Origin of the sequence: Paraburkholderia sp. BL21I4N1 (genome assembly GCF_002973525.1) — a bacterium.
Lineage (GTDB): Bacteria > Pseudomonadota > Gammaproteobacteria > Burkholderiales > Burkholderiaceae > Paraburkholderia.
The window spans coordinates 447292-467587 of sequence record NZ_PVEN01000004.1 but is presented as its reverse complement, the minus strand read 5'-3'; the positions used below and the strand labels follow the sequence as shown (position 1 = coordinate 467587).

Below are 20296 nucleotides of genomic sequence, written 5' to 3'. Positions count from 1 at the left end.
ATGCCAGGCGGAGATGCGTCAATTCAACACGCATCATCCGGAGAAACCCTCGGAAATGAAAATGAATTTTTTTCTACGTGAATTCTATGTAAATATACTTTCATTCATTTTCATTACGGCATCGGCTCAGCCAACCCGCTCGCATGATTCAACAACCGTCCGTTGCCCCCAATCTCGCCGAGCAGGCAATCGCGGCGCGCATCGCCGCCGCGATGCCGACGCTCACGCCGATCCACCGGCGAATGGGCGACTACGTGCTGGCCAATCTGTTTCGCGCGGCCACCATGCGGATCGACGAACTGGCGAGCGTGGTGGGCGCGTCGGTGGCGACGGCGAATCGCTTCGCACGCGCGCTCGGCTTCGACGGTTATCCGCAGTTTCGCGACGCGCTGGTACGCGGCTTCGAGGCGACGCTCGCGCCGGTCGAGCGTTTGCGTAGCGCGCAGGAATCGCTCGCGGCCGGCGACGATGTGCTCGACGCCTCGCTCGAACAGGCGGCCAATAATCTGCACGCCACCCGCACGGCGATCGACAAGAACGCGGCCGAAGCCGCCGTCGAAGCGATCATCGCGGCCCGTCGCGTGTTCGTGCTCGGCTATGGCGCCAGCGCGTTCCTCGCCGGGCTGATGGAGCACGGCCTGATGCCGTATCACGACAACGTGCAGTCGCTCGCGCTGATGGGCGGCCCGTCGCATGCCGCCCGGCGTCTGTTCGCCTCCAACGAGGACGATCTGGTGATCGGCCTCGCGTTTCCGCGTTACGTCGAAGACACGATCGAACTCGCGCGCCGCGCCGCAAGCCGTGGCGCCCGCATACTCGCGCTGACCGACAGTCCGCGTTCGCCGCTCGCGCAATTCGCGGACCTCTCGCTCTACATTCGCGCCGACCGGCGGCTCGCGGCGAATGCCGATTCCGCCGTGCTCGCCGTGATCGAAGCGCTGTGCGACGCGGTCGCGTACCGGGCGAAACGCTCGGTCAAGGCCGCCGCCGAAGTCAGCGAATTCGTGCTGCCGTGGCTGGTCAATCCGCACGCCGAGAGCGCCGGCCCGAACGAGCGGCCCGCGCGCGCGGTCAACCGTAGCGCGAGCGCTGCCGGCAAACCTGACAAACCCGGCGTTACGGCCGCGCCCCGATCCACCCGAACCTCCAGCCGGACCCAAGCCAAACGATGAACTCCAACGCAGTCATTGCCATTCATGGCGGCGCCGGGACGATCCTGCGCGCCTCGATGTCGGCCAGCGCCGAAGCCGATTACCACGCCGCGTTGCACGCGGTGCTGAGCGCCGGCCAGCGCGTGCTGGCGGACGGCGGCAGTGCGCTCGACGCGGTGAGCGAAGCGGTGCGCCTGCTCGAAGATTGCCCCCTGTTCAACGCGGGCCGCGGCGCGGTGTACACGGCGGCCGGCACGCACGAAATGGACGCCGCCATCATGGACGGCAGTACGCTCGAAGCCGGCGCGATCTGCTGCGTGAAGCGCGTGCGCAATCCGATCCTGGCGGCGCGCAAGGTGCTGGAACGCAGCGAGCACGTGCTGTTCACCGGCGAAGGCGCGGAAGCGTTCGCCGCCGCGCAGGGACTCGAATTTGCCGAGCCGGAGTATTTCCATACCGAAGCGCGGCATCGTCAATGGCTGCTCGCGCGCGATCAGCACCGCGCGATGCTCGATCATGATGGTGCGTCGCTTGCCGCCACGCCGTCGGCGGAGCATGACGGCAGCAACGACGACCCCACGCCGCACGAACCCATCGACCCGAATCGCAAGTTCGGCACGGTCGGCGCGGTCGCGCTCGATCGGCGCGGCCACATAGCGGCGGCGACCTCGACGGGCGGCGTCACCAACAAGCAGGTGGGCCGGGTCGGCGACACGCCGCTGATTGGCGCGGGCTGCTATGCAGACGATGCCACCTGCGCGGTCTCCACGACCGGCTCCGGCGAAATGTTCATGCGCATGGTCGCGGCCTACGACGTTGCCGCGCAAATGGCCTATCGCAATGTGTCGCTGGAGGAAGCCGCTCGCGACGTGGTGATGAACCGCTTGCCGAAGATCGACGGTCGCGGCGGTCTGATCGCCGTCGACGCGCGCGGCAACATCACGCTGCCGTTCAACACCGAAGGCATGTATCGCGGCTTCGCGCGTCTCGGCGAAACGCCGGTGACGGCAATCTACCGCTAACAGGCCTCGCCGGATCTTACTGAATCATGGGTCGAACGCTCGCGCAGCCGCGCTTGCGTTCTGGCTAGTCGCGTTCGAATTCAAAGGAACCACCGTGCCGACTTCATTGCACACCGCCCGTCCGCTTATCGAAACCTTGCCGCCGCAACGCGTGCTCGCGGTCGACGATCTGTCGGTCGCGTTTCGCCGCGGCGAGCAGGCCTTCAACGCGGTGCGCAATCTGTCGCTGACAGTCGAGCGCGGCGAAACGCTGGCGATCGTCGGCGAATCGGGTTCCGGCAAATCGGTGACTTCGCTCGCGTTGATGCGGCTGATCGAGCATGGCGGTGGGCGCCTTGCCGGCGGCAGCATCGCCTTCCGGCGCCGCGACGGCAGCGTGCTCGACCTCGCGAAAGCGTCGTCCGGCACGATGCGTTCGATTCGCGGCGCCGACATCGCGATGATCTTTCAGGAGCCGATGACCTCGCTCAATCCGGTCTTCACGGTCGGCGATCAGATCGGCGAAGCGATCGCGTTGCATCAGGGCAAGAGCCGTTCCGCCGCGCACGCCGAAACGCTGCGTCTGCTCGATCTCGTGCGAATTCCGGAAGCGCGGCGGGTGGCGGCGCGTTATCCGCACCAGTTGTCGGGCGGCATGCGCCAGCGCGTGATGATCGCGATGGCGCTGTCGTGCAAGCCCGCATTGCTGATTGCCGACGAACCGACCACCGCGCTCGACGTGACGATCCAGGCGCAGATTCTGCAACTGATTCGCGGCTTGCAGGACGAGATGAACATGGGCGTGATCTTTATCACGCACGACATGGGCGTGGTCGCCGAAGTGGCCGACCGCGTGCTGGTGATGTATCGCGGCGAGAAGGTGGAAGAGGGCGTCTCCGAGACGATTTTCGCCGCGCCGTCGCATCCTTATACGAAGGCGTTGCTCGCCGCCGTGCCGCGCCTGGGCGCGATGCAAGGCACCGATCGGCCCGCCAGGTTTCCGATTCTGACCGTCGAACAGGCGAGCCTGAGCGGCGCCGAGCAAGCGGTGCGCGCCGCGGCCGCCGTCGCCGACGAAGCGCAGCCCCCGGTGCGGGACAGCACGCCACCGATTCTGCGCGTGCGCGATCTGGTCACGCGTTTTCCGGTCAAGACCGGCGTGTTCGGCCGGCTCACGGGCCGCGTCCATGCGGTCGAAAAAGTCAGCTTCGATCTGCGTCCGGGCGAAACGCTCGCGCTGGTTGGCGAATCGGGTTGCGGGAAATCGACCACGGGTCGCTCGCTGCTGCGTCTGGTCGACAGTCAGAGCGGTTCGATCGAATTCGCCGGCAAGGAAATCAGTTCGCTGTCGGGGCCCGCGTTGCAGGCGCTGCGCCGCGATATCCAGTTTATTTTCCAGGACCCGTTCGCGTCGTTGAATCCGCGTTTGACGGTCGGCTTCTCGATCATGGAGCCGCTGCTCGTGCACGGCGTCGCGCAGGGCGCCGAAGCGCAGGCGCGGGTTGCGTGGCTGCTCGACAAGGTCGGTTTGCCGGCCGAAGCCGCGCGCCGCTATCCGCACGAATTCTCCGGTGGGCAGCGGCAGCGGATTGCGATTGCCCGCGCACTGGCGTTGAACCCCAAAGTCGTGATCGCCGACGAATCCGTCTCCGCGCTCGACGTGTCGGTGCAGGCGCAAATCGTCAACCTGATGCTCGATCTGCAACGCGAACTCGGCGTGGCCTATCTGTTCATTTCGCACGACATGGCCGTGGTCGAGCGCGTCAGCCATCGCGTCGCGGTGATGTATCTCGGCCAGATCGTCGAAATCGGTCCGCGCCGCGCGGTGTTCGAAGCGCCGCAGCATCCGTACACGAAGAAGCTGATGGGCGCGGTGCCGGTCGCCGATCCCGCGCGCCGTCACGCCAAACGCATGCTCGCCGCCGACGAAATCCCAAGCCCGATCCGCGCGCTGAACGACGAACCGAGGGTCGCGCCGCTGGTGGCGGTCGGCCCGGACCATTTCGTCGCGCAGCATCGCGTTGGCGGCGCGTACTAGCGCGTACCAAACCGACAACCTCACGCAAAAACGTTTCCTCTCGCAGCCCCTCAACCCGTTTTCATTTCGCAGCCTGGAGCAACCTCATGAACCTGCTGGTCCCGTCTTCTCCGTTTCGTTTGCGCGCGCTGGTCAGCGGCGGCGCGGTGGTGTTCGCGATGCTCGCGGGCAATGTGGCGCATGCCGAGACGACGGCCGTGATGGCCGTCGCGTCGACCTTCACGACGCTCGATCCGTACGATGCGAACGACACGCTGTCGCAAGCCGTCGCGAAGTCGTTCTATCAAGGGTTGTTCGGTTTCGACAAGGACATGAAGCTGGTCAACGTGCTGGCGGACAGCTATGAAGCCAGTCCGGATGCGAAGGTTTATACGTTCAAGCTGCGCCACGGCGTGAAGTTCCAGGACGGCACCGACTTCAACGCCGCGGCGGTGAAAGCGAACTTCGACCGCGTGACCGATCCGGCCAACAAGCTCAAGCGCTACAACATGTTCAGCCGTATCGAGAAGACCGAGGTGGTCGATCCGTACACCGTGAAGATCACGCTGAAGGCGCCGTTCTCGGCTTTCGTCAACGTGCTGGCGCATCCGTCGGCGGTGATGATTTCGCCCGACGCGCTGAAGAAGTACGGCAAGGACATCGCGTTTCATCCGGTGGGCACGGGGCCGTTCGAACTGGTCAAGTGGGATCCGGCGGGCGACCTGACGGTGAAGAAGTTCGCGGGTTACTGGAAGAAGGGCTATCCGAAGGTCGACGCGATCGACTGGAAGCCGGTGGTCGACAACAACACGCGCGCCGCGCTGATGCGCACCGGCGAAGCGGACTTCGCGTTCCAGGTGCCGTTCGAACAGGCCGCGCAATTGCAGTCGAGCCCGAAGGTCGATCTGATCGCGTCGCCGTCGATCATTCAGCGCTATATCAGCCTGAACATGAACCAGAAGCCGTTCGACAATCCGAAGGTGCGTGAGGCGCTGAACTACGCGGTCAACAAGGACGCGCTCACCAAGGTCGCGTTCGCCGGTTACGCGACGCCCGCCGACGGCGTGGTGCCGCAAGGCGTCGATTACGCGGTGAAGCTCGGGCCGTGGCCGTACGATCCGGCGAAGGCGCGTGAGTTGCTGAAGGAAGCGGGGTATCCGAACGGTTTCGAAACCACGCTGTGGTCCGCGTATAACTACTCGACCGCACAGAAGGTGATCCAGTTCGTGCAGCAGCAACTCGCGCAAGTGGGCATCAAGGCGCAGGTCGAAGCACTCGAAGCCGGTCAGCGCGTTGCCAAGGTGGAAAGCGCGCAGGACGCCGCCACCGCGCCGGTGCGCATGTACTACGCGGGCTGGTCGTCGTCGACGGGTGAGGCCGACTGGGCGATCACGCCGCTGCTGGGCTCCGTGTCGTTCCCGCCGAAGATGGTCAACACCGCGTACTACAAGAACGACGCGGTCGACAACGATCTGAAGCAGGCGCTCGAAACCACCGACCGCACGCAGAAGGCCGCGCTCTACACCGACGCGCAAAAACGCATCTGGGCCGACGCGCCGTGGATCTTCCTCGTCAAGGAAAAGGTCGTGTACGCGCGCAGCAAACGTCTGTCGGGTGCGTACGTAGCGCCGGACGGCTCGTTCAACTTCGACGAGATCGCGATCAAGTGATCGGCTGACCGTGTGCTGCCGCGCGTTCCGTGAACGCGTGGCAGCCGCAACGGTCGCCGCCGATCTGAAGCACCGGATCATTCGTTACCCGCATCATTGCCGGATTGGGTTTCATGCTGAACTTCCTCGTCAAACGTCTCTTTGGCCTGCTGCCGACGCTCTTCATCGTCGCCGTGCTGGTGTTCCTGTTCGTGCATCTGTTGCCGGGCGACCCGGCGCGGCTCGCCGCCGGTCCCGAAGCGGACGAGGCGACCGTCGCGCTGGTGCGCGCCGATCTCGGTCTCGACAGGCCGATGCCGCAGCAGTTCGTCAACTTCTTCGTGAAGATCGCGCACGGCGACTTCGGCATCTCGACGCGCAGCAAGCGGCCGGTGAGCGAGGAAATCGGTGAACGCTTCATGCCGACGCTGCTGCTCACGCTCGCCAGCATGGTGTGGGCGGTCGTGCTGGGCATGGGCATCGGCATCGTGTCGGCGGTGTGGCGCAACCGTTGGCCCGACCGGCTCGGCATGACGCTCGCGGTGTCGGGCATTTCGTTTCCGGCCTTCGCGCTCGGCATGGTGCTGATGGAAATTTTCTCGGTGAAGCTCGGCTGGCTGCCGGTGGTCGGCGACGGTTCGTGGCAGAGCTACGTGCTGCCTTCGCTGACGCTCGGCGCGGCGGTCGCGGCGGTGATGGCGCGCTTCACGCGGGCCTCGTTCGTCGAAGTGCTGAACGAAGACTTCGTGCGGACCGCACGCGCCAAGGGCGTGCCCGAGCGTCTCGTGATCGTCAAACACTGCCTGCGCAACGCGCTGATTCCCGTCATCACGATGATGGGGCTGCAGTTCGGCTTTCTGCTGGGCGGCTCGATCGTGGTCGAGGTGGTGTTCAACTGGCCTGGCCTCGGACGCCTGCTGGTGGATGCCGTGTCGATGCGCGATTACCCGGTGATTCAGGCTGAGGTGCTGCTGTTCTCGCTTGAATTCATCATCATCAATCTGATCGTGGACGTGTTGTACGCCGTGATCAATCCGACTATCCGTTTCAAGTGAGGCCCGCATGAGCATCTCCGCAACCGAGGCGAATGCGGCCAAGGCCGCCATCGCCGAGAAAACGATCCGCACGCCGTGGAGCGAGTTCTGGCGCAAATTCCGTAAGCAGCATGTGGCGCTCGGCGCCGGCATTTTCGTGTTGCTGCTGATCGTGGTCGCGATCGCCGCGCCGCATCTGGTGCCGTACGATCCGGAGAATTTCTTCGACTACGACGCGTTGAATGCCGGTCCTTCAGCGGCGCACTGGTTCGGCGTCGATTCGCTGGGCCGCGATATTTTCAGCCGCATTCTGGCGGGCTCGCGCATTTCGCTGGAGGCGGGCTTTTTGTCGGTCGCGATCGGCGCGCTGATCGGCACGTTCTTCGGTCTGCTGGCGGGCTATTACGAAGGTTGGTGGGATCGTATCGTGATGCGGGTGGCCGACGTGCTGTTCGCGTTCCCCGGCATTCTGCTCGCCATCGGCGTGGTGGCGATTCTCGGTAACGGCATGATCAACGTGATCTGCGCGGTGGCGATCTTCAGTATTCCGGCGTTCGCGCGGCTCGTGCGCGGCAACACGCTGATGCTCAAGCAGCTCACGTATATCGAAGCGGCGCGCAGTATCGGCGCGTCGGACTGGACCATCATCGTGCGTCATATTTTGCCGGGGACGATTTCGTCGGTCGTGGTGTACTTCACGATGCGTATCGGTACCTCGATCATTACCGCCGCGAGCCTGTCGTTTCTCGGACTCGGCGCGCAACCGCCCACCCCCGAGTGGGGCGCGATGCTTAATGAAGCGCGCGCCGATATGGTCACCGCGCCGCATATCGCGCTGTTTCCGAGTCTGGCGATCTTCGTCACCGTGCTCGCGTTCAACCTGCTCGGCGACGGTCTGCGCGATGCGCTCGATCCGAAGCTCGACCGCGCATGAGCCGGTCCGCAGCTGACAACGCGCCGCATGTCGGCGCTTTGCCGCGCGGTCCGCTGAACACGATCGCCGATGTGCCGGGCGTGAGCGTCGGACATTGCACGCTCGACGCAGGCGCGGTGCAAACCGGCGTGACCGTGATTCGTCCGCATGGCGGCGATCCGTTTCGTGACAAGGTGCCGGCCGCGGTGTCGGTGATCAACGGCTTCGGCAAAAGCATCGGGCTCGTGCAGGTCGACGAACTCGGCACGCTGGAAACGCCAATTGCATTGACCAATACGTTCGGTGTCGCCGCCGTTGCGCAAGCGCAGATTCGTGCGGCGATTCGTGCGAATCCGCGCATCGGGCGCGAGTGGTCGACCCTGAATCCACTGGTGTTCGAGTGCAATGACGGCTATCTGAACGATATCCAGGCAATGGCGGTCGGCTCGCAGCATTTCGACGACGCATACGCGGCCGCGAGCACCGAGGTTGCCAGCGGTTCGGTGGGGGCGGGGCGCGGTATGTCGTGCTTCGATCTGAAGGGTGGGATTGGCAACGCGTCGCGCGTGGCGGAGGCGGCGGGTTGCCGCTATACCGTCGGCGCGCTGGTGCTGGCGAACTTCGGCCGCTTGCCGATGCTGACGCTCGACGGTGTGCCGCTCGGCCGCATGCTGAGCGAACGCGCGACTGCAGGCGCGAACGCTTCGGCCACGAACGCTTCGGCCAGGATGAAGCCCGAGCAAGGCTCCATCATCATGATCGTGGCCACCGATGCGCCGCTCGACGCCCGTCAACTCAAGCGTCTCTCGCAACGCGCGGCCGCCGGTCTCGCGCGCACCGGCTCGGTGTACGGCCACGGCAGCGGCGATATCGCCCTGGCGTTTTCAACCGCCTACACCGTGCCGCATGAAGCGCAATTCGTCACGCTGCCGCCGCTACTCGCCGACGAACGTCTGGACCCGCTGTTTCGCGCTTGCGCGGACAGCGTCGAGCAGGCCATTGTCGACGCGTTGTGGCGCGCTGCGCCAGTGACCGGACGCGACGGCCATCGACGTCTCTCGCTCCACGACAGCGCGCCCGATCTCTCTCAACTACTCAACTCCGCTCGCTGATGAAAGTCCTCATTTCCGCCGACATCGAAGGCGTGGCCGGTGTGTTTCATCCCGAACAAACGCGCGCGGGCAACGGCGAATACGAAGCCGCGCGCCGCTGGATGACGCTCGAAGCCAACGCCGCGATCGAAGGCGCGTTCGCTGGCGGCGCCACGCAAGTGTGGATCAACGATTCGCACGGCGGCTTCCGCAATCTGCTGCCCGATCTGCTCGATCCACGCGCGCTGGTGGTGCTCGGCAAACCGCGCACGCTCGGCATGATGGCCGGGCTCGAATACGGCGCGGCGCTGGTTTTCATGATCGGCTATCACGCCATGTCGCAAACGCGCGGCATCCTTGCGCATACGATCAACAGCTTCGCCTTCGCACGCGTATCGCTGAACGGCGTGGAAGTCGGCGAGGCGGGCATTTACGGCGCGCTGGCGGAAGAATATGGCGCACAGGTCGCGCTTTTGTCAGGCGACGATGTTTTCGCCGAAGAAACCGCGCCGCGTTTTCCCGGCGCGCGTTTTGTGGTCACCAAGCGTGCGACGGGTCAGGCGAGCGGTGTGACGCAGTCGCCGGCGAACGCGCGCGAGGCGATCGAAACGGCGGCGCGCGAAGTGGTCCGGCAACATCTCGGCGGAGGCCGTGCGGAGCAGGCCACGCGCGCGGTGGCGCAGCCGGTTGCGTGCGAACTGCGCGTGCAGACCAGCGCGCTCGCCGATCTGTTCTGCCAATGGCCGACGCTCATGCGCGTCGACGCGGTCACGCTGCGTTTCGACGCGGCGTCGGTGGAGCACATGGTGCGCATGCTGAACTGCCTGTCCGCGATGTCGTTCATGCTGCGCTAGCCGTATGGACGGCCGCGCTCCGGTGGCATGTCATCAGGCGCGGTAATTTCAACTCGCTTACGGATCGCTGCCGACTGTAAAAAAGGCACCCACAGAACACGTTCGACGAGGAAGCGGTACTCTCTGTTTTCCAAAAAGTACGGTCTTTCTCACTGAGCGGAGTACAGCATGGGTAAGCAGACTATTGCGGATTATCTGGCCAAAACCTTGGCCGCGGCGGACGTGGAACGCATCTGGGGCGTGACGGGCGATAGCCTGAATGGCCTGTCGGACAGCCTGCAGCGCGTCGGTTCGATTCGCTGGATGCACACGCGTCACGAAGAGGTCGCGGCTTTCGCCGCCGGCGCGGATGCTGCGGCAACCGGCAAGCTTGCCGTCTGTGCGGGCAGTTGCGGCCCCGGCAACCTGCATCTGATCAACGGTCTCTACGACTGTCACCGCAATCATCAACCGGTGCTCGCGATTGCCGCGCACATTCCGTCGTCGGAAATCGGTCTCGGCTACTTTCAGGAAACCCATCCGCAGGAGTTGTTCAAGGAGTGCAGCCACTACGTGGAGCTGGTGACGAACCCGTCGCAGTTTCCGCGCGTGCTGGCGCGCGCCATGCGAACCGCGATCGAAGAGCGCGGCGTCGCGGTGATCGTGCTGCCGGGCGACGTTGCACTAAGCGACGCGCCCGACGAAGCGCCGGCATGGTCCGGCACGCTGGAACGCTCGACCGTGACGCCGTCCGAGCCCGATCTCGACCGTCTCGCCGATCTGCTGAATCAGGCCGGCGCCGTGACGCTGCTGTGCGGCAGCGGCTGCGCGGGTGCGCACGACGAAGTGGTGGCGTTCGCCGACCAGCTCGGCGCGCCGACCGTGCATGCGTTGCGCGGCAAGCAGTACGTGGAGTGGGACAACCCGTTCGACGTCGGCATGACGGGCTTGATCGGTTTCAGCTCCGGCTATCACGCGATGATGTCGTGCGACACGCTCGTGATGCTCGGCACCGACTTTCCGTATCGCAACTTCTATCCGTCGCACGGCAACGTGGTGCAGATCGATCGCAACGGCTCCGCGCTCGGCAAGCGCACGCCGTTGAAGCTGGGTCTGGTCGGCGACGTCAAGGCGACGTTGCAGGCGTTGCTGCCGAAGCTTAAGCGCAAGACCGATCGAAGCTTCCTCGATAACGCGCTGAAGCACTACGCGGATGCGCGCAAGGGGCTCGACGATCTGGCGCGTCCGTCCGCGCCGGGACGCGCGATTCATCCGCAGTACCTCACCAGCATCATCGACAAGGTCGCGAACGAAGACGCCGTGCTGACCGCCGACGTCGGCACGCCGACGCTCTGGGCCGCGCGCTATCTGACCATGAACGGCAAGCGTAGTTTGCATGGCTCGTTCAATCACGGCTCGATGGCGAACGCGATGCCGCAGGCACTCGGTGCGCAAGCCGCCGAGCCGGGCCGCCAGGTGATTTCGCTCTCCGGCGACGGTGGGCTGTCGATGCTGCTCGGCGATCTGCTTACCGCGCGTCAGCTCGATCTGCCGATCAAGGTCGTGGTGTTCAACAACAGCGTGCTCGGGTTCGTCGCGATGGAGATGAAGGCGGGCGGTTATCTGGAAGCCGGCACGGATCTCGCAACCACCGACTTCGCGGCGATTGCGCGCGGCGCGGGCATCTACGGTGTTCGTATCGAACTGTCGGAGAACATCGAACCGGCGCTGCGCGAGGCCTTCGCGCATCCGGGACCGGCGGTGATCGACGTGACGACCGCGAAGCATGAACTCGCGATGCCGCCGAAGATTGAATGGGCGCAGGCGAAGGGTTTCAGTCTTTATATGCTGAAGGCGGTGCTGAACGGACGCGGTGACGAGATCGTCGAATTGGCGACGACGAATCTGCGCTGAAGTACTGAAGTACTGAAGTGGTTCGACGGCCACTGAAGCGCGATCGGATCGCGTAATAAGTTAGCTGGCGTATGCGCGGTCACGTTGCCGCGCATACGCACGAACCGAGCGTAAGCCGCTATTGCTGCCGGCTCAATTCCCGCGCCGCGCGATCGATCACATCGGCAATCGCAGCGGCATGCGACACCGGCGCGAGATGGCTCGACGCCATCGGCACGATCTTCGCGCCCATTCGGTCGGCCATGAATTTTTCGACGTCCGGCGATACGGCGCGGTCTTTGGTCGTCAACACATACCATGACGGCTTTTCTCTCCACGCTACGTGACTGACCGTTTCGCTGAAGGCCTTCGCGGCGATCGGCACCTGCGCGGTGGCGAGTACGCGCGTGAGATTCTCGGGTACGTCCGCGGCAAAGTCCGCATGATATTTCGTGCGATCGAGCCAAAGAAAACCGCTCGCGTCAGGAATGATCGCCTTGCCCGCCGGCATCGGCTCGGCGCGCTTCATCAGATCCTGGGCCGACTCGTGAAGGTCCGGCGCAATCGCCGCGATGTACACGAGACCCGCTACATTCGGCGCGTTCGCGCCTGCTTCGGTGATCACCACGCCGCCCCACGAATGGCCTACCAGCATGGTCGGTCCGTCCTGCCGCGCGAGCACGCGACGGGTCGCGGCGACGTCGTCGGCGAGGGACGTCAGCGGGTTTTGCACCGAACTCACGTGATAACCCTTCTGCTGCAGTTTGGCGACCACGCCGTTCCAGCTCGACCCATCGACGAACGCGCCATGCACCAGCACGATGTTGCGTACGGGGCCGGTCATCGGCACGGCGGGCGGTGTGGGGGCGGCGGCGCTGGGTGTTGGGGCGGGTGCTGGCGCCGCAGGTGTGGGCGGCTTCATAGGCGGCTGGGCAGCGGGTAAAGCGGGCGCTTCGGGCGCGCTGGCTTCCATGCCGGGTTCGTCGACGGGTTCCGGAGCGGGTGCCACGTTGGGTGTCGCCATGGGCGCCTCGGCAGGCGCCGCGGTTTGGGCGCGCACGCCTGTCCCCGCGAAACAGAGACACAAAACAGCGGCGCAAAGCAGGCGTTTGGGCAACATGTTGAATCTCCGAAGGCGGGAAGCTCGACTAGGCGACCATACAGAAGCCCCAGGCCAGTGACAATCCCTAACCGCGCCGTTAAGTGCGGCGCTGAACGAAGCGCGGGTTGCTCCCAGTATTTGACTTATATCGGCCACGGTAAAATTTCGGGTTGTGCCCGGCAGGGACCATAAGTCCGATCGGGTGATCGATATCCATACACTGGGGCGCAATGTTGAATAGTGCACAGCAGCAAGACGGCCTGAAGCGCGGGCTCAAGAATCGCCATATCCAGTTGATCGCGCTGGGCGGCGCGATCGGCACCGGCCTGTTTCTCGGCTCCGCCAGCGTGTTGCAGGCCGCCGGCCCGTCGATGATTCTCGGCTACGCCATCGGCGGCATCATCGCCTTCATGATCATGCGGCAGCTCGGCGAAATGGTTGCGCAGGAACCGGTGGCCGGCTCATTCAGCCACTTCGCGTACAAATATTGGGGCGACTTTCCCGGCTTTCTGTCGGGCTGGAATTACTGGGTGCTGTACGTGCTCGTGAGCATGGCCGAGCTGACCGCGGTCGGCACCTATGTGCATTACTGGTGGCCCGGCGTGCCGGCGTGGGTGTCGGCGCTGGTGTGCTTCGTCGCCATCAATGCGATCAATCTCGCCAACGTCAAGGCGTATGGCGAAACCGAATTCTGGTTCGCCATCATCAAGGTGGTGGCGGTGATCGGCATGATTCTGTTCGGTGGTTATCTGCTGTTCAGCGGTCACGGCGGTCCGCAAGCGTCGATCACCAATCTGTGGACTCATGGCGGCTTCTTCCCGCACGGCTTTCACGGCCTCTTCATGATGCTCGCCGTCATCATGTTCTCGTTCGGCGGCCTGGAGTTGATCGGTATCACGGCAGCCGAGGCCGATCAGCCGCAAAAAAGCATTCCGAAAGCGGTGAATCAGGTGATCTATCGGATCCTGATTTTTTACATCTGCTCGCTGACGGTGTTGCTCTCGCTGTATCCGTGGAATGAAGTGGCGGCTGGCGGCAGCCCGTTCGTGATGATTTTCTCTCAGATCGGTTCGACGCTGACCGCGAACGTGCTCAACGTGGTGGTGCTGACGGCGGCGCTGTCGGTGTACAACAGCGGCGTGTATGCGAATAGCCGCATGCTCTACGGTCTCGCGGAGCAGGGCAACGCGCCGCGCGCGCTGATGAAGGTCGACCGCCGTGGCGTGCCGTATATGGCAATCGGTTTGTCGGCGCTCGCCACGTTCACCTGCGTGATCGTCAACTATCTGATTCCGGCCGAAGCGCTCGGTTTGCTGATGGCGCTGGTGGTTGCCGCGTTGGTGCTGAACTGGGCGCTAATCAGCCTGACGCATCTGAAGTCGCGCAAGGCGATGGTGGCGGCGGGCGAGACGCTGGTGTTCAAGTCGATCTGGTTCCCGCTCAGCAACTACATCTGCCTCGCGTTCATGGCGCTGGTGCTCGTGATTCTGGCCATGACGCCGGGGTTGTCGGTCTCGGTGTGGCTCGTGCCGGCGTGGCTGGTGGTGATGTGGGTCGGCTATGTGTTCAAGCGCCGGCGCGCGGCGCTGCAAGGCGGCGCGCGAGTGGCAGGGCGATAAGGAGGAAAGCGATGGAAGCGAGCCGCGATCTCGAACAGTTGCTACGCGACATGACGCCGATCGTCGCCGCGCCGGCTTATGTTTTCTGTAGCATTGCCGATCGCCGGATGCCGGTGGGCGTCGACGCGGTCTGCCTGTTCCACGAGGCCGAAGGCCTGACCGCGATTCTCGATCAGTCGGATGCCGACCGCCTCGGCATTGCCTACGACTTCACCGCGCGCATGATTACGTTGACGGTTCATTCGGACCTTGCCGCCGTGGGGTTTCTGGCCGTGATCTCGACGAAGCTGGCGCAAGCGCAAATTGCGTGCAACGTGGTGTCGGCCTTTTATCACGACCATCTGTTCGTGCCGGCCGAGCGTGTGGATGACGCGATGACGATCTTGCGTGCGTTGTCGGCGCCACCCGACGCGGCGGAAGCATAACCACGCGCGCATGAAAAAACCCGCGAAGCTTTATGCTCTCGCGGGTTTTATTCAAACTAACTGGTCGAACTTGAATTCGATTTGGTGCCCAGGGCCGGAATCGAACCGGCACGCCTTGCGGCGGGGGATTTTGAGTCCCCTGCGTCTACCAATTTCACCACCTGGGCAGGTCTTGCAGCACACGCGTCGGAACATGGCGCGCGGCGAAGACGCAGATTATGGCAAAAAATCGGACGACGGGCAAGCCGGTTGCTCGATTCGGCCGCCATGCCGTCAAACCGTCCGCGAAAATCGCTCGAGTGTCTGCTGGCCGAGGTAGCGATCGAACACCATCGCGATGTTGCGTACCAGCATGCGTCCGGCCATCCGCACTTCGAGCCTGCTGGCGCCGAGCGTGACCAGTCCGTCGTCTTCGAAACCGCGCAGACGCTCCAGCTCGGGCTCGAACGTGTCGGCGAAGCGAATGCCGTAGGCCGCTTCGAATTCGTCGAAGCGGAGTTCCAGATTGCACATCAGTTGCGTAATCACGTCGCGGCGCAGACGGTCGTCGGCCGTGAGGCGCACGCCGCGTGTGATCGCGAGCCGGCCGGCGTCGATCGCCGCGCCGTAGCCGGGCAGATCCTTGATGTTCTGCGCGTAGACGTCGCCGACCTTGCCGATCGACGACGCACCGAAGCCGATCAGATCGCATTCCGCGCGCGTGCTGTAGCCCTGGAAATTGCGGTGCAAGGTACGCTGCGCCTGGGCACGCGCGAGCTCGTCGGTGGGCAGCGCGAAGTGATCCATGCCGATGTACACATAGCCCGCGCTGGTCAATCGCTCCACCACCCGTTGCAGGAGCGCGAGCCGCACGGTCGGCGACGGCAGCGTGACCGGGTCCATTTGCCGTTGCATCTTGAAGAGCTGCGGCATATGCGCGTAAGCGAACACCGAGAGCCGATCCGGCGCGAGTTCGAGCATCGTGTCGAGCGTGCGGCTGAAGCTCTCGACCGTTTGATGCGGCAGCCCGTAGATCAGATCGACGCCGATCGAATGAAAGCCGGTCTCGCGCGCGGCTTGCATCACCGACCCGGTCATCTCGAGCGGCTGAATGCGGTTGATGGCCTGCTGCACGACCGGATCGAAATCCTGTACGCCGAGACTGAGGCGGTTGAAGCCGAGCGTGCGTAAATGAGCGATGGTGTCGGGCGAGGCTTCACGCGGATCGACTTCGATCGAATATTCGCCTTCCGCTTCGGGCAGCAACGCGAAGTGTTCGCGCGCGGCGGCCATCAACTCCGCCATTTCGTCGTGCGAGAGGAAGGTCGGCGTGCCGCCGCCTAAATGCAGCTGCGACACCGGACGCCGCGTGTCGAAACAGGCAGCTTGTAACGCCATCTCGTGCTTCAACTGGTCGAGATAGGGCCGCGCGTGGGCGCGGTTTTTTGTCGCGACCTTGTTGCAGCCGCAGTAGAAGCACACGGTGTCGCAGAACGGGATGTGGAAGTACAGCGACAGGTCCGTCGTGGCGGCGCCCGGGTCGGCGGCGGCGCGCAGGTAGTCGGCGGGATCGAACGTATCGTGGAACTGCAGCGCGGTCGGATAGGACGTATACCGTGGACCGTTCGCGCTGTATTTGGCGAGCAGATCGGGGCGGAACAGCGACTCGGCGGTGGTCATGAGGGGCTCGGGTTGGTTGGCCACCCGGAAGAGGCAGGCTCGGGCGCGCTTCGCCCGAGCGGATCGGGTCGGGTCGTACGCCGAGGGTCGCTGCCTGTTGAGCGCGGCCTTTGTGATCTTTCGAGTTTACGTGAGCGACCGTTTGCTGGATTGCGTAAAAAGGTCGCATGGAATGCGATGGCACAATGCGGGTCTACAGGATGATGGCGGTGCGTGGTTTGGGAAAAACGGCATGGGTGACGCGGCGAATGACGTGGTGAACGAAGTGAAAGATCAAGTGCGAAATGACGGGCAATTCGAAGGGCAAATCGGCGTGCGAAACCCGGCGCCAAAAGCCGTGCAGGAAGGCACGGGGAAACGCGAGTCGCCGTTTCGGGTCGCAGGTCACGCCTGCCGGCCCGATTGCGGCGCGTGCTGTATCGCGCCGTCGATTTCGAGTCCGATTCCCGGCATGCCCGACGGTAAGCCGGCCGGCGTGCGCTGCGTGCAACTCGGCGACGATCTGCGCTGCGCGATCTTCGGTCGGCCGGAGCGGCCGGCGTGCTGTTCCGGTCTGCAACCGCAGACGGAAATGTGCGGCACGGAGCGCAGCGAAGCCCTCGCATGGCTGACGCAACTCGAAGTGCAAACCCGGCCGCGTGTCGACACAACCACCTCGACACGAACCGCATGAACGAACCGCTTTTCCCAGGAGATTCCGCATGATTGAACCCACCGCGCCGGCCCGGCGCCGCTTTCTGCTCGCCGCGCTGACATGCTGTAGCGCGCTGGGCATCACCGTCTCGCTGACCGCCTGCGCGACGCCGACTTTCCCGTTCATCCCTTCGCACTACACGTTCTCGCAGCAGCAGGTGCAGGACGCGGTGCAGCGCAAATTCCCGTATCAGCGCACGGTTTCGCAAGTATTCGACGTCGCGCTGTCCAATCCCGTGGTCGGTTTCCTGCCGGACGCGAACCGCATCTCGGTAAAGCTCGACGCGCGTTTCGCGAGCCCGTTCATGCCGCAGCCGGTTGACGGCGTCTTCACGCTATCGAGTGAACTCGCTTACGACGCCGCCAGCAAATCGGTCGTCCTGAAGTCGCCGAACGTCGACAACGTCAGCGTCAGCGGCCAGGCGCAGGCCTATACGCAGCAGATCAGCGCCGCCGCGGCGGTGCTCGCCACCCAGTTGCTGACCAACTATCCGATTTACACCTTTAAGCCCGAACAGTTGCAATTTGCCGGCGTGAATTACGAACCCGGTACAATCACAATCCTTACAAACGGCATACGCGTGCAGATCGTCGAAAAATGACGTGGCGCGCGGCCGTCAGGGCCGCGCCTGACCGTGCCGGCCCTGTCGTTCCGATTATTTACCGCGATGAGGGTCACGGATGGACTGGCTAATGGCTTGCAAGGCGCTGATTCTGGGCGTCGTCGAAGGGTTGACGGAATTTTTGCCGGTGTCGAGCACCGGGCATCTGATCGTCGCGGGCAGTCTGCTGAACTTCACGGACGACCACGCGAAAACCTTCGATGTCGTGATCCAGCTCGGCGCCATTCTCGCTGTGTGCTGGGAGTTCCGGCGACGTATCGGCAGCGTGGTGGCCGGCTTGCCGAGCCGTCCCGACGCGCGCCGCTTCGCGCTGAACGTGATCATCGCGACGATTCCGGCCGTCGTGCTCGGCTTGCTGTTCGAGAAGTCGATTAAGGCGGCGCTGTTTTCACCGGTGCCGGTCGCGTTCGCGCTGGTGGCGGGCGGCGTGGTGATCCTGTGGGCGGAAGCGCGTCAGCGCGCGCGCGGCAATGTGCCGGCACGCGTGCAAAACGTCGACGATCTGCGCCCGCTCGACGCGTTGAAAGTCGGCCTCGCGCAATGTTTCGCGCTGATTCCGGGCATGTCGCGCTCGGGCTCGACGATCATCGGCGGGATGCTGTTCGGTCTCGAGCGCCGCGTCGCCACTGAATTTTCGTTTTTCCTCGCGATTCCGATCATCTTCGGCGCGACGGCTTACGAGCTCTATAAAGATTGGCACCTGCTTTCCGCCGACGCGCTCGGCAGCTTCGCGCTCGGCTTCGTGGCGGCCTTTGTCAGCGCGTTCGCCTGCGTGCGCTGGTTGCTGCGCTATATCGCCGCGCACGATTTCACGGTGTTTGCGTGGTATCGGATCGGCTTCGGCCTGTTGATCCTGCTGGTGGGTTACAGCGGTGCATTGAGCTGGGCGGATTAAGTTTTCTCGCGCCGGGTATTTAGCTTTAACCATGAAAAAAGGTCCGCGTTTGCGGACCTTTTTGCTTTTCAACAGGGGTTTCTAGCGACGCGCGTGAGACGTTGCCGTCAGCCGCGTTTGCGGAATACGAGATCCCAGACGCCGTGTCCGAGCCGCAACCCACGGCGCTCGAACTTGGTCACCGGACGATAGTCGGGGCGCGGGGCATAACCGTCGGCCGTATTGGCTAGCGCGGGTTCCGCGCCCAGTACTTCGAGCATCTGCTCGGCGTAGTTTTGCCAGTCGGTGGCGCAGTGCAGATAGGCGCCCGGTTTCAGCCGCGACACCAGCAATGCGACGAACTTCGGCTGGATCAGCCTGCGCTTGTGATGACGCGCCTTGTGCCACGGATCCGGAAAAAAGATGTGCGCGCCGTCGAGGCTGTCCGGCGCAATCATTTGCTCGAGCACTTCCACCGCGTCGTGCTGAATGATGCGGATGTTCGACATATTCTGTTCGCCCATCAGTTTCAGCAGCGCACCGACGCCGGGCTCGTGCACTTCGACGCCGAGGAAGTCGTCGTCAGGGCGGTGCGAGGCGATCTCCGCCGTGGTCGCGCCCATGCCGAAGCCGATTTCCAGCACGCGCGGCGCGGTGCGGCCGAACACGCTGTTCCAGTCGGGTTGTTGCGGTGTGTACGGCACCACGAAGCGCGGACCGAGTTCGTCCATTGCGCGGCGCTGGCCGGTCGAGACGCGGCCGGCGCGTGTCACGAAGCTGCGGATGCGGCGCAGGTGCAGGGCTTCGCCTTGCGGCGCGGCGCCGTCGTCGATGGCGGGCGGGGTGTCGGTCGCGCTGGAAGGCGTAGGGAGGTCGTCCGGCAGGCCGGCGTCGTTGGGATCGTGGATCATTGTCGATGCTGCTACAAGGGTCAGGGCTGCGCGGCTCGGGCGGCGTATGTACGCTGCGCTCGGCGCTCGCAGGGTATTGCGCGTGACAGGAGCCGCCGTGGTTCGCACTGCGCTGTTGGTCAGCGCAGTGCGCGGCGAATCGCGTCGCCAGGCCGCCGTCATTACAAAAAAGCCGCCTTCGTGGAGGCGGCTCGTGCTGGATTCTGCTGAGGTTCAGCAGCAAGGTGGAGCGGGCGTTGCAAGTGCGCGTACGGTAGCACAACCGAAAAGGGTGCGTCCAGACGGACAGGGGCTTGCATGACGCATGGAAATCGTCGGGTACATTACATTTTAATAACCGAGATGGGCATTCGTATGATTTAATCGTTCTGTAAGCCGTCTGTTTCCAACGATTATCCGAACGACTATTCACTATGAGTAAGCACGCACACAATCACCGCCAGGCGAAACCGGCCAAACAGGGCTGGGTGGCCGTCGATCCGAATACCGTTCCGACCACGTCGCGGCTTGCGCTGCGCGAGGCGCTGTCGATCGAAAAAGTATCGCTGACCCAATACGACGATTTATTGTGGTTGATGGCGCAGGAATCGGGCGGGGTCGTGAACTTACGCAATCCGAAGATTGCGGCGCGCGGGCTTTATCAGCTGTTGCCGGCGCAATCCCGATTGAATCCTGAGGGCGAGAAGTCTTTCGGCAACGCGGTCGAAGAATGCCAGGGCGGCATTCGCTATATTCTCGGCCGCTATCACCATGCCGGCGCCGCCAGGTTGGTGTGGGCGGCGAATCACTGGGTTTGACGCGCGTTGCG

19 protein-coding genes and 1 tRNA gene are annotated in these 20296 nt (G+C 63.9%); 15 read left to right on the top strand and 5 right to left on the bottom strand.

Annotated features, from left to right (window positions below):
- Positions 1 to 143: 143 nt before the first annotated feature.
- The 4 genes from B0G83_RS14545 to gsiB all read left to right on the top strand — a co-directional run bounded on the left by B0G83_RS14545 (position 144) and on the right by gsiB (position 5839).
- On the top strand, positions 144 to 1172 hold the full coding sequence (locus tag B0G83_RS14545) for a MurR/RpiR family transcriptional regulator (protein ID WP_105508071.1): 1029 nt from the start codon (positions 144 to 146) through the stop codon (positions 1170 to 1172).
- Positions 1169 to 2173, top strand: a complete 1005-nt coding sequence (locus B0G83_RS14540; protein ID WP_105508070.1) for an isoaspartyl peptidase/L-asparaginase family protein — start codon at positions 1169 to 1171, stop codon at positions 2171 to 2173. Before B0G83_RS14545 ends, B0G83_RS14540 begins: the two co-directional genes overlap by 4 nt.
- 94 nt (positions 2174 to 2267) lie before the next feature.
- Complete coding sequence (locus B0G83_RS14535; protein ID WP_105508069.1) at positions 2268 to 4190, top strand: dipeptide ABC transporter ATP-binding protein; 1923 nt, start codon at positions 2268 to 2270, stop codon at positions 4188 to 4190.
- Between the two features lie 86 nt (positions 4191 to 4276).
- A complete protein-coding gene (gsiB, locus tag B0G83_RS14530) occupies positions 4277 to 5839 on the top strand; it encodes a glutathione ABC transporter substrate-binding protein GsiB (RefSeq protein ID WP_105508068.1) in 1563 nt (520 codons plus the stop codon).
- Here gsiB and B0G83_RS39130 read toward each other — a convergent pair.
- Complete coding sequence (locus B0G83_RS39130; protein ID WP_258167893.1) at positions 5832 to 5954, bottom strand: hypothetical protein; 123 nt, start codon at positions 5952 to 5954, stop codon at positions 5832 to 5834. The two genes, gsiB and B0G83_RS39130, sit on opposite strands and share 8 nt — an antisense overlap.
- Here B0G83_RS39130 and gsiC point away from each other — a divergent pair.
- From gsiC to poxB, 5 genes are all read left to right on the top strand, one after another.
- Positions 5953 to 6873 (top strand): glutathione ABC transporter permease GsiC, encoded by a 921-nt coding sequence (gene gsiC / locus B0G83_RS14525; RefSeq protein ID WP_105508067.1) that lies wholly within the window; start codon positions 5953 to 5955, stop codon positions 6871 to 6873. The two genes, B0G83_RS39130 and gsiC, sit on opposite strands and share 2 nt — an antisense overlap.
- A gap of 7 nt (positions 6874 to 6880) precedes the next feature.
- Positions 6881 to 7786 carry a glutathione ABC transporter permease GsiD gene (gsiD, locus tag B0G83_RS14520; RefSeq protein ID WP_181156860.1) on the top strand — a complete coding sequence of 302 codons (906 nt, stop codon included), beginning with the start codon at positions 6881 to 6883 and terminating at the stop codon, positions 7784 to 7786.
- Positions 7783 to 8877 (top strand): P1 family peptidase, encoded by a 1095-nt coding sequence (locus B0G83_RS14515; RefSeq protein WP_105508066.1) that lies wholly within the window; start codon positions 7783 to 7785, stop codon positions 8875 to 8877. The genes gsiD and B0G83_RS14515 overlap by 4 nt, the downstream gene beginning before the upstream one ends.
- Entirely contained in the window at positions 8877 to 9710 is an 834-nt protein-coding gene (locus tag B0G83_RS14510) for a M55 family metallopeptidase (RefSeq protein ID WP_105508065.1), read from the top strand. The genes B0G83_RS14515 and B0G83_RS14510 overlap by 1 nt, the downstream gene beginning before the upstream one ends.
- Before the next feature lie 168 nt (positions 9711 to 9878).
- A complete protein-coding gene (gene poxB, locus B0G83_RS14505; protein WP_105508064.1) occupies positions 9879 to 11603 on the top strand; it encodes a ubiquinone-dependent pyruvate dehydrogenase in 1725 nt (574 codons plus the stop codon).
- Between the two features lie 118 nt (positions 11604 to 11721).
- Here the strand turns inward: poxB and B0G83_RS14500 are convergent, their stop codons facing one another.
- Entirely contained in the window at positions 11722 to 12702 is a 981-nt protein-coding gene (locus B0G83_RS14500) for an alpha/beta fold hydrolase (RefSeq protein WP_105508063.1), read from the bottom strand.
- A gap of 215 nt (positions 12703 to 12917) precedes the next feature.
- Between B0G83_RS14500 and B0G83_RS14495 the strand changes: the two genes are divergently transcribed.
- Positions 12918 to 14303: an amino acid permease gene (locus B0G83_RS14495; protein ID WP_105508126.1), complete on the top strand. Its 1386-nt coding sequence runs from the start codon at positions 12918 to 12920 to the stop codon at positions 14301 to 14303.
- Positions 14304 to 14314: 11 nt separating this feature from the next.
- Entirely contained in the window at positions 14315 to 14728 is a 414-nt protein-coding gene (locus tag B0G83_RS14490; protein ID WP_105508062.1) for an ACT domain-containing protein, read from the top strand.
- An 82-nt stretch (positions 14729 to 14810) separates the two neighbouring features.
- On the opposite strand, the gene B0G83_RS14485 is transcribed toward B0G83_RS14490, so the two are convergent.
- Positions 14811 to 14895, bottom strand: a tRNA-Leu gene (locus B0G83_RS14485).
- A gap of 106 nt (positions 14896 to 15001) precedes the next feature.
- Positions 15002 to 16387: an oxygen-independent coproporphyrinogen III oxidase gene (hemN, locus tag B0G83_RS14480; RefSeq protein WP_105508061.1), complete on the bottom strand. Its 1386-nt coding sequence runs from the start codon at positions 16385 to 16387 to the stop codon at positions 15002 to 15004.
- A gap of 337 nt (positions 16388 to 16724) precedes the next feature.
- Between hemN and B0G83_RS14475 the strand changes: the two genes are divergently transcribed.
- From B0G83_RS14475 to B0G83_RS14465, 3 genes are all read left to right on the top strand, one after another.
- Positions 16725 to 17060, top strand: coding sequence for a YkgJ family cysteine cluster protein (locus B0G83_RS14475; protein ID WP_105508125.1), 336 nt, complete (start codon positions 16725 to 16727; stop codon positions 17058 to 17060).
- Between the two features lie 28 nt (positions 17061 to 17088).
- Positions 17089 to 17682 carry a DUF1439 domain-containing protein gene (locus tag B0G83_RS14470; protein ID WP_105508060.1) on the top strand — a complete coding sequence of 198 codons (594 nt, stop codon included), beginning with the start codon at positions 17089 to 17091 and terminating at the stop codon, positions 17680 to 17682.
- 79 nt (positions 17683 to 17761) lie between these two features.
- The gene (locus tag B0G83_RS14465; RefSeq protein WP_105508059.1) at positions 17762 to 18598 is read left to right on the top strand and encodes an undecaprenyl-diphosphate phosphatase; all 837 of its coding nucleotides are present in this window, start codon (positions 17762 to 17764) and stop codon (positions 18596 to 18598) included.
- A 107-nt stretch (positions 18599 to 18705) separates the two neighbouring features.
- On the opposite strand, the gene trmB is transcribed toward B0G83_RS14465, so the two are convergent.
- A complete protein-coding gene (trmB, locus tag B0G83_RS14460) occupies positions 18706 to 19488 on the bottom strand; it encodes a tRNA (guanosine(46)-N7)-methyltransferase TrmB (protein WP_105508058.1) in 783 nt (260 codons plus the stop codon).
- Between the two features lie 413 nt (positions 19489 to 19901).
- On the opposite strand from trmB, the gene B0G83_RS14455 reads away from it, so the two are divergent.
- Entirely contained in the window at positions 19902 to 20285 is a 384-nt protein-coding gene (locus B0G83_RS14455) for a hypothetical protein (protein ID WP_105508057.1), read from the top strand.
- Positions 20286 to 20296 lie beyond the last annotated feature (11 nt).

Bases quoted from the DNA above. Each gene is read 5' to 3' on its own strand.
- B0G83_RS14470 (WP_105508060.1), top strand. From the start codon at position 17,089: ATGATTGAACCCACCGCGCCGGCCCGGCGCCGCTTTCTGCTCGCCGCG.
- B0G83_RS14510 (WP_105508065.1), top strand. From the start codon at position 8,877: ATGAAAGTCCTCATTTCCGCCGACATCGAAGGCGTGGCCGGTGTGTTT.
- B0G83_RS14515 (WP_105508066.1), top strand. From the start codon at position 7,783: ATGAGCCGGTCCGCAGCTGACAACGCGCCGCATGTCGGCGCTTTGCCG.
- B0G83_RS14545 (WP_105508071.1), top strand. From the start codon at position 144: ATGATTCAACAACCGTCCGTTGCCCCCAATCTCGCCGAGCAGGCAATC.
- B0G83_RS39130 (WP_258167893.1), bottom strand. From the start codon at position 5,954: ATGAAACCCAATCCGGCAATGATGCGGGTAACGAATGATCCGGTGCTT.
- gsiC (WP_105508067.1), top strand. From the start codon at position 5,953: ATGCTGAACTTCCTCGTCAAACGTCTCTTTGGCCTGCTGCCGACGCTC.
- gsiB (WP_105508068.1), top strand. From the start codon at position 4,277: ATGAACCTGCTGGTCCCGTCTTCTCCGTTTCGTTTGCGCGCGCTGGTC.
- poxB (WP_105508064.1), top strand. From the start codon at position 9,879: ATGGGTAAGCAGACTATTGCGGATTATCTGGCCAAAACCTTGGCCGCG.
- hemN (WP_105508061.1), bottom strand. From the start codon at position 16,387: ATGACCACCGCCGAGTCGCTGTTCCGCCCCGATCTGCTCGCCAAATAC.
- B0G83_RS14490 (WP_105508062.1), top strand. From the start codon at position 14,315: ATGGAAGCGAGCCGCGATCTCGAACAGTTGCTACGCGACATGACGCCG.
- B0G83_RS14500 (WP_105508063.1), bottom strand. From the start codon at position 12,702: ATGTTGCCCAAACGCCTGCTTTGCGCCGCTGTTTTGTGTCTCTGTTTC.
- B0G83_RS14540 (WP_105508070.1), top strand. From the start codon at position 1,169: ATGAACTCCAACGCAGTCATTGCCATTCATGGCGGCGCCGGGACGATC.
- B0G83_RS14465 (WP_105508059.1), top strand. From the start codon at position 17,762: ATGGACTGGCTAATGGCTTGCAAGGCGCTGATTCTGGGCGTCGTCGAA.
- trmB (WP_105508058.1), bottom strand. From the start codon at position 19,488: ATGATCCACGATCCCAACGACGCCGGCCTGCCGGACGACCTCCCTACG.
- B0G83_RS14455 (WP_105508057.1), top strand. From the start codon at position 19,902: ATGAGTAAGCACGCACACAATCACCGCCAGGCGAAACCGGCCAAACAG.
- gsiD (WP_181156860.1), top strand. From the start codon at position 6,881: ATGAGCATCTCCGCAACCGAGGCGAATGCGGCCAAGGCCGCCATCGCC.